Source organism: Kineococcus radiotolerans SRS30216 = ATCC BAA-149, from assembly GCF_000017305.1.
GTDB classification, from domain to species: Bacteria; Actinomycetota; Actinomycetes; order Actinomycetales; family Kineococcaceae; genus Kineococcus; species Kineococcus radiotolerans.
This window is the reverse complement of sequence record NC_009664.2, coordinates 4,209,916-4,223,458: the sequence shown is the minus strand read 5'-3', so window position 1 is coordinate 4,223,458 and position 13,543 is coordinate 4,209,916. Positions and strand designations below refer to the sequence as shown.

Genomic DNA, 13,543 nt, shown 5'->3' with positions numbered 1-13,543 from the left:
GGGGACGCTGGTGCGGTACGGGTCGGATCCTCGCACCTCTCACCGGGTTCGCGGGAGTTCCCGCTCGTCACCGGGCCCCCATCGGACCCGTCGGCCGTGCACCCGGCGACCGGCCGCTCACCACGCCACCGGAACGTCACCTGGAGTTCACCCCGGGCCGCCACCCGGCGGCGCCGAGCACCTCTGCCGTGGGGCTACCCTCCGCGAGCCCACCCGCTGCTGCTCCGCGGCGGACCCGGCGGCCGACCCGGGCGCGAGCGCTTCTCCCGGGTCGGTGCTGCTCCCACCCCGCACGGGAACGGCTTTCTCGGGGTCCCGGGCGGGGTTCCGGGCGGGGCCCGGAAGAGCCGTCGCCGGAGTTCTCAGTCCGCCGGTTCCCCGGTGCTCGCGCCGTCGCCGGTCAGTCGCTGCAGCAGGCGCGTCAACGTCCGGACGTCCTCGGCGGGCCAGTGGCGGGTGCGCCAGTGCAGTTCGTCCTCGCGGTCGTCGAGGGTGTCGGCGACCCGCTCTCGCCCGGTGCTGCTGAGGGCGACGACGATGCTGCGGCGGTCGGCCGGGTCGGGGTCGCTCTCCAGCAGGCCGAGGGTGCGCATGCGCCCGATCAGCGTGCTGGTGGAACTGCGGTCCATCCCCACCGCCTCGGCGATCGCGCTGGGCCGCGCGGGGCCGAAGGCGTAGAGCCAGCGGGCGATGTGGAAGGCGGCGGGCTGCAGGCCCTCGTGGAAGCGGGCCGCGCTGCGCTCGCTCAGCACCCGGGTGGCGGCCAGCAGCGCGTTGATCGCCTCCCCCAGCTCCAGGTCCAGTTCGCGACGGTCCCCGGCGCCCTTGTTCGTTTGCATCTGCCCATGATATCAGTTCGATAGTAGGCATCGGCAAACTACTTGGAGACCCCATGAGCGTCCCCCCGCCCCCCGACCACGCGACTCCCGACCACGCGACCCCCGGCCACGCGACTCCGCGCCGGGGGACCCGCGCCGCGGTCCTGGCCGTCACCCTCGGCGCCCTCATGCCCGGCCTGGCCACCACGATCCTGGCCGTGGCCGGCGGCGACCTCGCCGCCGACCTGCACGTGGGACTGGGCGACCTGCAGTGGATCACCACCGCCTACCTGCTCGGGCTGACCGCCTCGCTGGTCCTGGCCGGGAAGCTCGGCGACCGCTACGGACGCAAGCGCACCTTCCTGCTCGGCATCGCCGGTTTCGGCCTGACCTCGCTGCTCATCGGGGTCTCGACGCCGGTCCCCCTCGTCATCGCCCTGCGCACCGCCCAGGGGGTCTTTGGCGGTTTCCTCACCACCAACGCCCTCTCGCTGCTGCGCGCCAGCGTCCCCGAGCCGCGACTGCCCGCCGCCATCGGGATCTTCAACTCCGTGCAGGGACTCTCGATCGCCGCCGGTCCCCTCGTCGGCGGAGCGGTCGTGGAGGCCGGCGGCTGGCGCTGGACGATGTACCTGAACGTCCCCGTGGCCCTCGTCTGCCTGCTGCTGGGGACCCAGGCCCTGCGCGAGGTGCGCCTGCGGCGCAGCGCCGGCTTCGACGTCCTGGGCACCCTCCTGCTCGTCCTCGCCCTCAGCGCCCTGGTCCACGCCCTCATCGACGCACCCACCCGCGGGTGGGGCGCCGCCTCCACCACCGTCCCGCTGGTCGGGGCCGCGGTGGCGCTGGCCGCCTTCGTGCTCGTGGAAGCGCGCAGCCGCGACCCGCTGCTGCCGCTGTCGCTGTTCCGCGACCGCTCCTTCACCGCCGGTTCGCTGCTGAGCGTCCTGGCGTTCTTCGCCCTCAACGGCGGGCTCTTCGTGGTGTCGCTGTTCTGGCTGCAGATCCAGCACGTGCCCTCCGCGGGGGTCGGCGTGCGCCTGCTGCCGCTGGGAGCGGGCATGCTCCTGGGGGCGGTGCTCTCCGGGCGCCTCATCGCCGCCGTCGGGGACCGCTGGAGCCTGCTGGCGGGTTCCCTGCTGGTCGCCGCCGGCCTGGTGGCCACCTCGACCGCCACCGTCGGCGGCGGCTACCGACCCCTGGGTGCGGGCTTGGCCCTGATCGGCCTGGGTCTGGGACTGCTGGTCACCTCCACCGTCAACACCACCGTGGGACGGGCCCCGGTGGAACTGGCCGGCGCCGCGGCCGGCGCCCAGCAGACCGCCGGTCGCCTCGGCGCCACCCTGGGCGTCGCCGTCCTCGGCGGCGTGATGGCCGCGGCCACCGGCGAGCGCTTCAGCCGGCTGCTGGAGCACTCCGCCCTGCCCGCCGACCTGATCGCCGCGCTGGGCCGGGCGGGCAGCACCGCGGTGGCCGGCGGGGTGGCCCCCGTCCCTCCCGGCGCCGACGCCGACCTGGCCCACCTGATCACGCACTCCACCCAGACGGCCTTCGTCTCCGGCATGCGCACCACCATGCTCGCCGCCGCGGCCGTCGCGGCCGCCGGCGCCCTGCTGGCCCTGCTGGTCCCCGGCCGGCGCCCCCGCCTGCAGCACCCGCACCGCGCGCCCTCCCGCGGCGACCACCACGCTCACCTGCCCACCCCGACCCCAGGAGCCTGATCACCGTGCCCACCCCGCCCACCGGGCCCGTCGTCGTCCTCACCGGAGCCACCAGCGGACTGGGTTGCCTCGCCGCCCTCGACCTCGCCGCCCGCGGCGCGCACCTGATCCTCCCCGCCCGCGACCCGGACCGGGCGCAGGCCACCGTCGACGCCGTCCGCGCGCGGAACCCCTCCGCCCGCACCGAGGTCGTCGAGGTGGACCTCACCCGCCTGCACCAGGTCCGCGCGGCCGGCCGGCGCATCGCCCAGCAGCACGAGCACGTCGACGTGCTGGTCAACAACGCCGGGGTCCACGCCTTCACCCCGCGCACGACCGTCGACGGTCTGCCGCAGATGGTCGCCGTGAACTACCTGGCGCCCTGGGTTCTGACCCAGGCCCTCCTGCCGGCTCTGCGGCGCTCGGCCGCGGCCCGCGTCGTCACGGTGGCCTCCGAGGCCTCCCGCCGGCACGGGACCCTCTCGCTGCCCGACGACCTGACCGACCTGTCCCCGTTCACCGCCCGGGGGTCCTCGCCGCGCTACGGGAAGACGAAACTGCTCGACATCATGTTCACCCTCGAACTCGCCGAGCGCCTGCGCGGCACCAGCGTGGTCGCGAACTGCCTCGACCCGGGTTTCAACGTCACCGGTCTGGGACGCGACCTGCGCCTCGCGCGTCCGCTGGAACTCCTGCTGACCCGCCTGCGGATCGGAGATCCCCGGCGCGGCGCCGGGCTGATCGTGCACCTGGCCACCCACCCCTCCTACGGGAACGTCAGCGGCCGCTACGTCACCGTCCGCGGCCCGCGGGAGATCACCCCCGCCGCACCGGCCGACGATCCCGCCGCGCGCCGCCGGTTGTGGAACGTCACCGAGGAACTGCTGCACGAGCGCGTCCCCTGACGAGGAGGGGCGGCGGCGGGTTCCTCGCGGGCGGCGCCGCCGTCGGCGCCCGGGACGGCGTCGGCGGGTGACCCGTCAGCCGCCCCCTCCACCCCGTGGGCCAGGATGCGTCCATGACCACCGTGAACGCCGTCGCCGCCTTCGACGGCCTGCCCATCTCCGATCCCGCCTCCCTGCAGGACGTGCGGGTCCCGGTGCCCGAACTGCGCCCGCACGACGTCCTCGTCCGGGTGGAAGCCGTCTCGGTGAACCCCGTCGACGTCAAGGTCCGCTCCGGCTTGGGCAAGCAGACCACCCCGAAGGTCCTCGGCTACGACGCGGCCGGCGTCGTGGAGGCGATCGGCGGCGACGTGACGACGCTGTCGGTGGGTGACGAGGTCTACTACGCCGGGGACATCACCCGCTCCGGTTCCAACACCGAACTGCAGGCCGTCGACGAACGCATCGTCGCCCGCAAACCGGCCACCCTCAGCTTCCCCGAGGCCGCGGCGCTGCCGCTGACCTCCATCACCGCCTGGGAGGCGCTCTTCGACCGGCTGCGCCTGGACGCCTCCTCGCACGGCACCCTGGCCGTCCTCGGCGGGGCCGGGGGTGTCGGATCCATCATGATCCAGCTCGCGAAGCAGCTGACCGGGGTCCGCGTGCTCGCCAGTGCGGGCAAACCGGAGTCGCGAACCTGGGTCAGCGAACTCGGCGCCGACGCCGTCATCGACCACCACGACCTGGTGGCGTCGGTGGAGGCGGTGGCCCCGGAGGGCGTCGACCACCTCTTCTCCCCGGCCTCCCAGGGCAACGTCGAGGCCTTCGCCGAGGTCGTGAAGCCGTTCGGGCAGATCGTGGCCATCGACGACCCGGTCGGGCTGGACCTGATGCCGTTGAAGGGCAAGAGCATCGCCTGGCTCTGGGAGCTGATGTTCACCCGCTCGACGTACACCACCCCCGACATCGCCGAGCAGCAGCGCCTGCTGGGCGAGGTCGCCGCCCTGGTCGACGCCGGACGGATCCGCACGACCCTGACCACCACGCTGGACGACTTCAGCGCCGCCGGCCTGCGCGAGGCGCACCGGCTGGTGGAAACGGGGCGCACCGTCGGCAAGATCGTCGTCCGCCGTTGACCGCGGCCCGGACCCGTCCTCAGGACCTGCACCCCGCCGCGGTGCCCGAACTCCGTCGTGACGACCGGGAACACGGCACCCCGGGGTCGCGGGCTCCCGCCGCCCGATGCACCCCGCGCGACCGACTCGAGGTGACGACCACCCAGGCGGCCCCTACGGTGTGAGCATGGTTCACCGATGAGGATCGCCGCGGAGACGGCCCGAGCGGGTGGGGTCGTCGCCGAGGCGGGAACCCCCGCTGGTACCGGACGGGAAACCCCCGCCACCGGACGCCGACCAGGACCGGCGTCCGGCCGGGTTCCCGCGGTGACGGGGTCGTCGCGGTGAGGGGCCGGAGGATCCACCTCCCGGGACCGGTGGGCTTCGTGATGGGCGGAGGGGGGAGCCGCGGCGCCGTCCAGGTCGGCATGGTCTCGGCCCTGCACGAGCACCGCGTCGTCCCCGACCAGATCACCGGGACGTCGGTCGGGGCGCTGAACGGGGCGGTCCTCGCCGCCCACGGCGACGACGGGCCCGCGCTGCTGGCGTCGATGTGGAAGGACCTGACCCGCGACAGCGTGTTCCCCGGCAGCCTCCTCGGCGCCGTGCTGCGGCTGAGCCGTTCCCGCACGCACGCCGTCAGCTCCAGGGCCCTCGAGGCCCTCGTCCTGAGCACCCTGGACACGGACACCTTCGAGGGCCTGGGGACGCCGCTCGCGGTCGTGGCCCTGGACCTGGCCACCGGGGACGAGCACGTGCTGGATTCCGGCCCGCTGGTCCCGGCGCTGCTGGCCTCGGCGGCGATCCCCGGCGTCTTCCCCTCCGTGCACGTCGACGGCAGGGACCTCGTGGACGGCGGCGTGGTGGCGAACGTGCCGGTGCGGCACGCCGCCGCGCGCGGGGCCGGCTCGCTGGTGGTGCTCGACGCGACCGTGCCGGCCCCCGTGGTTCCCGGACCCCCGAGCATCAGGAACATCCTGGCCCGGGTGGCGCAGGTGCAGCTCCGCGCGCAGCTCATGGCCGCCCTGCCGGCCGTGGCCGCTCACGTCCCCGTCGTGTGCCTGCCCGCGCCGGGCCCCCGGCGCGTCGACCCGACCTCCTTCGAGGAGACCGCCGTGCTGTCGCAGGACGCGCGCGAGCGCACGGACGCCTTCCTCGCCGAGCTGCACGTCGACGGGCCGGGGATCTACGGGGAGCCGTACGGCCGCTACGTCGCCGGGTCGGCCAACGCCCCCGCCGCCGGGACCCCCGTGCTCGGCGGCTGAGGGGTCGCGCCACCGACGGGTCCGCCGGGTCGGGCACACTGCCCGCGTGAGCCACGTCGACGACCTCCGCCTCCGCCACGCCGTGTCGGTGCCCATCCCGCTGCGCTGGTCGGACATGGACGCCTTCGGCCACGTGAACAACACCGCCTTCCTGCGCTTCTTCGAGGACGCCCGCTTCAGCGCCTTCCCCGCCGCGGGGGTGGAGGTCGGCGGTCAGGTGTCCACCCGGGCGATGCTGGCGGTGCGTCACGAGGTGGAGTACCGCTCCCCGCTGATCTACGGCCGCCACCGGCTCACCATCGACATCTGGGCGACGCGGCTGGGCACCAGCAGCGTCGACGTCGCCTACCAGGCGGTCGCGCAGCACGACGACGAGGCCGACGTGGCCGCGGTCGCCCGCAGCCGCATGGTCCTGGTCGACGTCAGCTCCGGTCGCCCGCAGCCGATGACCGAGGAGGAACGCGCCCAGTTCACCCCGCACCTCGGCGAGCAGGTGCGGTTCCGCGGCTGGTGAGACCCGGGCCCGGCGATCGGCGGGCCCGGGCCGCTGCACCGGACGGGCCGGGGGGCGGCCGCGGGGCCGGTCCCCGCGGCCCGTCAGCGCACCACCTCCCGCGCCCGGTCGCTGACGAGGTCGACGGCGAGGGTCAGCAGCACCAGCACCCCGAGGGTCGTGGCCACGGCGGGCCAGTCGAACGTCTGCAGCGACGTGGCGAGCAGCGCACCGAGGCCGCCCGCGCCCAGCAACCCGACGAGCACCGTGTCGCGGATCGCGACCTCCCACCGGTACAGCGCGTAGGCGAACACGGGGCCCACCGCGCGCGGCGCCACCCCGTACAGCCACACCCCGCTCGCGCTCGCCCCGAGCACCGTCAGCGCCCGCGCCGGTCGCGGGTCGAGTTCCTCCAGCGCCTCGGCGGTCAGCCGGCCGAGGACGCCGAGGGTGTAGACCCCCAGGGCGAGAGCACCCGGGAGGATCCCCGGGCGCAGCACGAACAGCAGGACCAGGGCCCACACCGGCGGGGGCACGGCGCGCAGGAGCAGCAGCGCGCCCCGCACGAGACCCCGCACGACCGCACCGGCGAGGACGACGGCGGCCCGCCGCACCCCGGGGCGTCGCGGGGCGCGACCCGGGTGGGTGGAGTGGCGCCGGTGGGCCGGGCGGACGGCGAGCCCGGACAGCAGCACCGCACCGGCGGTGGCCAGGGCGATGGCGATGACCGACATCTGCACCGTGTCGACCGCGGCGCGGCCCAGCGCGTGCAGCAGCGGACCGGAGGTGCTGACCGGCCACGCCAGCCCGGCCAGGTAGGACACCTGCTCCCGCGCCCGGACGTCGACCAGGGTGGCCGGGTCGACCGCCAGGTACCACCACGACCACGCGGTGAGGGCGAGGGCGGCCAGCCCCGCCCACGTCAGCGCGGCGTCGCGCCGCAGCCGGTCCCCCCGCACGGGCGGCGGGTCGCTCAGGCGGCGGCGCACCGCACGACCGGCGACGACGGCGGCGACGCAGAGCGCGGTCAGGGCGTAGACGCAGCTCCAGACCTGCTCCCAGCGCAGCGAGCTGAACGACAGCGAGAGCTGGTACCCCAGCCCGCCGGCGCCGATGAGCCCCAGCACCACCGCCGAGCGCACGGCGCACTCCAGCCGGTAGAACGCGTACGCCAGCAGTCCCCCGGCGGCCGGGGGCAGGAGCCCGTAGAGCGCCGCGACCCCGCGGCCGGCGCCGGCGGCCAGCAGCGCCTCGTACCCACCGCGGGGCACCTCGTCGAGCAGGTCGGCGAACACCTTCGCGCTGACCGCGCCGTAGGGGACGGCGATGGCCAGGACCCCCACCCAGGGGTTCAGGCCGAGGACGTTGACCAGCAACAGACCCCACACCGCCTCGTGCAGACCGCGGGGGACGGCGACGACCGCGCGGGCCAGCACCCAGCCCGCCCGCCGGCGCCCCCACGTCGTGCGGGTCAGGGCGAGCGCGCCGAGCGCCCCGGCCAGCACCGCCAGCGCCGCCCCCAGCGCGGCGTAGGCGACGGTGACCAGCGTGCTCGTCACCAGCACACCGCGGAAGTCCGCGGACAGGTCCGGGTGCAGCGCGCCGACGGCGAAGCGGGTGAACTGCCGCACCCCGGCCGGGTTCAGCACCTCCCCGGAGAACGCCCCCGCCCCGGCCAGGGACCACCCCACGACGAGGAGGACGCCGACGGCCCAGGCCCACCGGGCCCGCGAGCGGCGCAACCGCGGCTCGGCCGGCCCCGCCGCGGCGCTCACCGGCTCATCCCGTAGAACTCGGCCAGGTCGCCCGGGCCCAGCGCGTCCGCGGGCGCGTCGAGCACGAGACGACCCTCGACCAGGCCCACCACCCGGGTGCAGTGGCGCAGCGCGAGCGCGGGGTCGTGCAGGCAGGCGAGCAGGGTGCCGCCGCGTTCGGCGACCGAGGTGCTCAGCAGGGTCAGCGCCCGCTCGGCCAGCGCGGGGTCGAGCGCGGAGGCCGGTTCGTCGGCCAGCACGAGGTCCGGGCGCTGCACCAGCACCCGGGCCAGGGCCACCCGTTGCTGCTGCCCGCCGGAGAGGCGGTCGGTGCGTTCGTACAGCCGCTGCGACAAGCCGACCTGCGCCAGGGCCGCGGCCACCTCGGGAACCCCCTGCGGTCTGAGCAGCGACCACGCCGCGCGCCACACCGGCCAGGCCGCGAGCCGGCCGGCGTTGACGTTGTGGACCACGCGCAGCGGCCCGACGAGTTCCAGCTGCTGGTGGACGGTACCGACCCGCGCCCGCAGCCGCCGCTGGTCGCGCCCGGTGAGGGTGCGCGGGTCGACGCCGAGGACCTCGACCGATCCCGCGCTCGGGGTGAGCGACCCGTTGAGCAGGCGCAGCAGGGTGGACTTCCCCGCCCCCGAGGGACCCACCACGGCAACCCGTTCCCCGGCCCGGACGGTGAGGTCCAGACCGGTCAGGGCCGTGGTGCCGCCGTAGCGGACCTCGACCCCGGACAACCGCGCGGCGGCGTTCAGGTGATCAACCCCAGCTGCCTGCCGATGTCCTCGATCTGGTCGTAGTTGGACGCCTGCGTGGCGATGAACCGCTGCGCGCCGAACAGGTCCAGGACGGCCCGGTCGTCAGGGTCGTCGAGGGAGAGGGCGAGGAAGTAGTCGCTCAGCCGCTGCGGCAGTTCCTCCCCCAGCCGGTCCACGGCCTGCGGGCCGAGCACCCAGTGGTAGTCGTGGTAGGCCGGGGTGCGCGCGTACAGCCGCACCGCCGGGTCCACCTCACCGGCCTCGCTGCGGGAGGCCCACACCTGCTCGTTGAGCACCCCGGCCTGGTAGCTGCCGGAGGCGACCAGCTGCAGCGTCGCGTCGTGGGACCCGCTGTGGCCCGGGCCCCCCGGGAAACCTCGCGGGTCGACCCCCTGCTGGGCGAGGAAGTACGCGGGCATCAGCGCGCCCGAGGTGGAGGTCTGGCTGCCGTAGGTGAACCGCAGCCCGGCGAGGGGGGTCAGGTCGTCCGAGGCGCTCAGACCGGTGGCGGTGTTCACGACGAAGACCGAGTGGAAGTCCTCGTCGATGTCGCGCTGGGCGACGACCCGGGCGCCCGGTGCCTGCAACCGGGCCTGCACACCGGTGAGCCCGCCGAACCAGACGAGGTCCAGGTCCCCGGTGCGGAACGCGGAGACCGCGGCGCCGTAGTCGGTGACCGGGCGGTAGGTGACGGCGAGGCCGGTGGCCTGCGCCACGGAGTCGGCGACGGCGGCGTACAGGCGCTGCAGGACCTCCGGGTCCTGGTCCGGGATGGCCCCGATGGTCAGCGACCCCCGGCCGCCGGCGCCCGTCGAGCCGGGGGCGGCACCGACGGGGGACGTGCGGTCGCTGCAGGCGGCGAGCCCGGCGGCGACCGCCGACGTCGCGGCGCCGGTCAGGAAACGGCGCCGGGTACAGCGGTTCGATGCGGCGGGACCACCCGACCGGGCGGCACGAGGGACGACCGTCACGTCGTCGGACCGGACGTGGGAGCGGGCACGGGAACCTCCTGGTCGACGGGACCGGACGGCGGTCATCCTGTCGCACCCGTCCCGGGACGGTTCCCGGCGCCCCGCGCTCCCCCTCGCCGGGGCCCGCGGGGCGGGGTGGGAGCGGGGCGCGCGCCGCTGCGCAACCCAGGTTGACGCGTCCCCGACAGCAACCTAGGTTGACGACGTGGACGCGACCCGGTTGGCCGGCGCGGCCGCCGACACGAGCGACTCCTCCCGCGGCCTGCGGGCCGTGGCCGCGCTGCGGCGGCTGCTGGAGACGCTGGAACTGCGCCAGGTCGAGCAGGCCCTGCGGCAGGGCGCGTCCTGGTCGGACATCGCCGCGGACCTGGGCGTGACGCGCCAGGCCGTGCACAAGAAGTACGCCAAGCGGTTGCGCGACGTCGTGGACGGACAGGAGAGGCGGACCTGATGCGGTTTCGACGCGGGAGCAGGACGGCGGCCGGCCCGGGCGGCGGGAGGACGATGTGGCGGCAGTCGCGCTACATCACCTCCGCCGCCCTCGAGGAGGCGGCCCGCGCGGGAGACCCCGAACTCGACCTGGAGCACCTGCTGCTGGGGCTGCTGGTCACCGGCGGTCCCAGCGCCGCACTGCTCACCTCCGCCGGCGTGGACCTGCCCGGGCTGCGGCGGGCGGTGGTCGAGGTGCGGCAGCGCGAACTGGTCCACCTCGACCTGCAGGTGCCGGTCCCGGCCGTGCCCGACGGACCGGAACCCTCCTTCCGCGCCGCGCAGGCGGTGCCGTTCAACGACCGCGCGATGGCGGTGATGAAGCGGATCCCCTACGAGGGCGACGACCGTGGACTGCTGCTCGCGCTGCTGGACGACGAGGGGCGGCGCGTCGAGCGCGTCCTGACCCACCTCGACGTCGACGTGGACGTCCTGCGCACCGCCACCGGGCAGGACCACGCAGCGCCCCGCGCCGTCGACCCCGGCTCCCCCGCCGCACCGGGGACGGGGGGACCGGGATGGATCGCCACCCTGGTCCAGGACGTCCCCGTCGACGCCGGGCGGGTGTGGGACCTGGTCTCCGACGTCACCCGCCGCCCGGAGTGGGACACCGCCTGCGTGCGGGCCGAGACCGGGTCCGACGGGGTGCAGCGGTTGACCTACCGCGGACGGGGGCGCGAGGTGGTGGCCGAGCAGGTCGTCAGCCACCTCGTCCCCGGACGGGAGATCACCTGGCACCGCTTCCGCGTCGGCCACCGCGAGATCAGCACGACCTCCCGGGTGCGGGTGGAACCGGTGGGCGTCGCCTGCCGGCTGCACCTGGAGCTGGGTTCCGCGCGTCACACCCTGCGGCGCAAGCTGTTGCGACCGGTCGTCGGGTGGGCGGCGACCAGCCAGCTGCGGTGGCGGGCCCAGGCCATCGCCCGGGCCGCCGCCCGGGCCGCCGCCCGGACCGACTGACCGCCCCGGTGCCGCTCCGGGACCCCGCCGTCAGCCGTGACCCGCCGAGGCGATGAGCCACGGGTCCTGGTCGGAGTGGCGCACCAGCACGTACCCCCACCCCGGTTCGCCACCCGCCGTCCCCGTGCCGCCGTCGTCGGCGCGGTACGTCGCCTGCACGTCGACCGCCTGCGCGTACGCCTGCAGCTCCTCCGAGCTCCAGCCGGTGTCGTACGACGTGGTGTCGTCGGAGACCTCGACGTCGTCCAGGTCCGGTGCCCCGTCGCGCTGCCACACGTCCTGCGCGGCGAAGCCCGGGGTGGACAGGACCGCGGCGGTGGCCCGGTCGTCGTCCTGCACGGCGTCGAGGTAGTCGCGCACGACGTCGGGGGCCGACCGGGAGGCGACGTGGCGTTCGACCACCTCCGGGTCCGCGGTGCCCGACGGGGACCCGCACCCCGCGAGAGCAGCGGTCAGAGCGGCGGCGGCCAGCACGACGCGACGAGGTCCCACCCGTCCTGTGTACCGCCGCGGGCGGGGTCGCGGTGCCGCCTCCACCGCTTCTCCACGACCACCGGGCCACCCGGCGCCGGACCGGGGTTCAGAGGGGGAACTCCACGCCCGTGAGTTCCTGGGAAACCGCCCACAACCGTCGCTGGTCCGCGAGGTCGTACGACTGCGGGCTGGAGGTGACGAGCCGGGGGTACCCGCGGACCTCCCCGCGGCCGCCGGGTCCGTAGTACTGCCCGCCCAGGACGGACGGGTCGGTCGCGGCCCGCAGGGTCGGCAGGGCGCCCATCGCGGCCGGCTGGGTGAGGAGCGGGGCGAGCCGGTCCACCGCGGCCCGGACCGCGGCCGGGGAGTTCCGGACCAGTTCGGTGTTCGCCACCCCCGGGTGCGCGGCCACGGCGACGGTGGTCGTCCCGTGCGCGGCGAGGCGGCGCTGCAGCTCGTAGGTGAACATGAGGTTGGCGAGCTTGGACTGGCCGTACGCAGCGGCGCGGGAGTAGGAGCGTTCCCCCTGCAGGTCGTCGAAGCGGATGGCGGCGCGGATGCGGTGACCCGTGCTGCTGACCGTGACCACGCGCGAGCCGGGGACGGGCAGCATCCGCTCCAGCAGCAACCCCGTGAGGGCGAAGTGGCCGAGGTGGTTGGTGCCGAACTGCCGCTCGAAACCGTCCCGGGTCGTCTGCCTCGGGGTGTACATCACCCCGGCGTTGTTGACGAGCAGGTCGATGCGGGGGTGCGCGTCGCGCAGCGCGGACGCGGCCGCGCGGATCGACTCCAGCGACGACAGGTCGAGCCGCTGCACGACGACGTTCCCGGGGGCGTTCCCGGTGAGGCCGGCCGCGGCCCGCGCACCCTTGTCGACGTCGCGCACGGCGAGCACCACCGTGGCGCCGCGTTCGGCGAGGGTCCTGGCCGTCTCCAGACCCAGGCCGGTGTTGGCGCCGGTCACGACCGCCACCCGGCCGCTCTGGTCCGGGACGTGGCGTGCGGTCCAGTTCGCGTTCATGTCGTCCTCCTGAAGAGACCAGCGGTCTGTTGTGTCCGCAACGCTAAGAGACCGCCGGTCTGCTGTCAAGAGACCGGCGGTCTGCAAACTGCTAGGGTGGTCCCGTGACGTTCCAGCGGGCCCGCAGCGACGAGCAGCGCGAGATCCGGCGCCGGGCGATCCTCGACACCGCGGCCACCATGCTCGACGAGATGCCGGTGGCCGACGTCACCCTCAACGAGCTCAGCCGCCGCGTCGGCCTGGCCAAGTCGAACGTGCTGCGCTACTTCGACTCCCGTGAAGCGGTCCTGCTCGAGCTGATGGACCGCGTCCTGCAGGACTGGCTCGCCGAACTGACCGGCGACCTCGAGACCGGCCTCGACCCGGCGCTGCCGCTGGTGCCGCGCGCCGAGCAGCTGTCCGCGGTGCTCGCCCGGTCCCTGGCGGGCCAGCGGGTGCTCTGCGACCTACTGGGGGCGCAGGGCGCCGTCCTGGAACGCAACGTCCCCGTCGAGGTCGTCACGCGCCACAAGCGGACGGCCCTGGCCCGCCTCACCGCCACCGCCGACCTGCTGCGCCGGTACGTGCCGGAACTTGGGGCCGCGGCCGAGACCTTCTGCTTCCACGCGATGGTCCTGGCCGGTGCCCTGGCGCCCTACAGCTCGCCCCCGCCCGGCGTGCGCGCCGCCTACGACGCCGACCCGGCGCTGGCCGCGCTGCACCTGGACCTGCCCGGTTCCCTGCGGTCGGCGATCCGGACCCTGCTGCTGGGGGCCGTGCCGCGCGGCTGACCCGGGGGCGCCGGTGAGCGCCCGCGTCCCGCCGGGACCGTCGAGGGTGCCGCGGTCCGGCCGAC

General features: G+C 75.3%; 14 protein-coding genes. 8 read left to right on the top strand and 6 right to left on the bottom strand.

The features are described from left to right. Positions 1-362 precede the first annotated feature (362 nt). Positions 363-839, bottom strand: coding sequence for a MarR family winged helix-turn-helix transcriptional regulator (locus KRAD_RS20170; protein ID WP_012087513.1), 477 nt, complete (start codon positions 837-839; stop codon positions 363-365). Between the two features lie 53 nt (positions 840-892). On the opposite strand from KRAD_RS20170, the gene KRAD_RS20165 reads away from it, so the two are divergent. The 5 genes from KRAD_RS20165 to KRAD_RS20145 all read left to right on the top strand — a co-directional run bounded on the left by KRAD_RS20165 (position 893) and on the right by KRAD_RS20145 (position 6,293). After that, on the top strand, positions 893-2,536 hold the full coding sequence (locus tag KRAD_RS20165) for an MFS transporter (RefSeq protein WP_012087512.1): 1,644 nt from the start codon (positions 893-895) through the stop codon (positions 2,534-2,536). A gap of 5 nt (positions 2,537-2,541) precedes the next feature. Continuing rightward, positions 2,542-3,420: an SDR family NAD(P)-dependent oxidoreductase gene (locus KRAD_RS20160; RefSeq protein WP_012087511.1), complete on the top strand. Its 879-nt coding sequence runs from the start codon at positions 2,542-2,544 to the stop codon at positions 3,418-3,420. 113 nt (positions 3,421-3,533) lie between these two features. Beyond that, entirely contained in the window at positions 3,534-4,535 is a 1,002-nt protein-coding gene (locus KRAD_RS20155; RefSeq protein ID WP_012087510.1) for a zinc-binding alcohol dehydrogenase family protein, read from the top strand. A gap of 368 nt (positions 4,536-4,903) precedes the next feature. Then, positions 4,904-5,779, top strand: coding sequence for a patatin-like phospholipase family protein (locus tag KRAD_RS20150; protein ID WP_157873664.1), 876 nt, complete (start codon positions 4,904-4,906; stop codon positions 5,777-5,779). Positions 5,780-5,825: 46 nt separating this feature from the next. Continuing rightward, a complete protein-coding gene (locus KRAD_RS20145; protein ID WP_012087508.1) occupies positions 5,826-6,293 on the top strand; it encodes an acyl-CoA thioesterase in 468 nt (155 codons plus the stop codon). A gap of 83 nt (positions 6,294-6,376) precedes the next feature. Here the strand turns inward: KRAD_RS20145 and KRAD_RS20140 are convergent, their stop codons facing one another. The 3 genes from KRAD_RS20140 to KRAD_RS20130 are packed head-to-tail and all read right to left on the bottom strand — an operon-like array spanning position 6,377 to position 9,764. Next, entirely contained in the window at positions 6,377-8,047 is a 1,671-nt protein-coding gene (locus KRAD_RS20140) for a PhnE/PtxC family ABC transporter permease (protein ID WP_012087507.1), read from the bottom strand. Then, entirely contained in the window at positions 8,044-8,772 is a 729-nt protein-coding gene (locus KRAD_RS20135; protein WP_012087506.1) for a phosphonate ABC transporter ATP-binding protein, read from the bottom strand. Before KRAD_RS20135 ends, KRAD_RS20140 begins: the two co-directional genes overlap by 4 nt. 14 nt (positions 8,773-8,786) lie before the next feature. Further along, the gene (locus tag KRAD_RS20130; protein ID WP_012087505.1) at positions 8,787-9,764 is read right to left on the bottom strand and encodes a putative selenate ABC transporter substrate-binding protein; all 978 of its coding nucleotides are present in this window, start codon (positions 9,762-9,764) and stop codon (positions 8,787-8,789) included. Between the two features lie 205 nt (positions 9,765-9,969). Between KRAD_RS20130 and KRAD_RS20125 the strand changes: the two genes are divergently transcribed. Together KRAD_RS20125 and KRAD_RS20120 are read left to right on the top strand one after the other, a co-directional pair. Further along, entirely contained in the window at positions 9,970-10,215 is a 246-nt protein-coding gene (locus KRAD_RS20125) for a hypothetical protein (RefSeq protein ID WP_012087504.1), read from the top strand. 53 nt (positions 10,216-10,268) lie between these two features. Then, positions 10,269-11,213: an SRPBCC family protein gene (locus KRAD_RS20120; RefSeq protein WP_041292258.1), complete on the top strand. Its 945-nt coding sequence runs from the start codon at positions 10,269-10,271 to the stop codon at positions 11,211-11,213. 30 nt (positions 11,214-11,243) lie between these two features. Here KRAD_RS20120 and KRAD_RS20115 read toward each other — a convergent pair whose 3' ends face one another. Continuing rightward, positions 11,244-11,705 (bottom strand): hypothetical protein, encoded by a 462-nt coding sequence (locus tag KRAD_RS20115; protein ID WP_157873662.1) that lies wholly within the window; start codon positions 11,703-11,705, stop codon positions 11,244-11,246. 88 nt (positions 11,706-11,793) lie between these two features. Continuing rightward, entirely contained in the window at positions 11,794-12,708 is a 915-nt protein-coding gene (locus KRAD_RS20110) for an SDR family NAD(P)-dependent oxidoreductase (RefSeq protein WP_012087501.1), read from the bottom strand. Between the two features lie 104 nt (positions 12,709-12,812). Here KRAD_RS20110 and KRAD_RS20105 point away from each other — a divergent pair, with 104 nt between their 5' ends. After that, a complete protein-coding gene (locus KRAD_RS20105; protein WP_012087500.1) occupies positions 12,813-13,478 on the top strand; it encodes a TetR/AcrR family transcriptional regulator in 666 nt (221 codons plus the stop codon). Positions 13,479-13,543 lie beyond the last annotated feature (65 nt).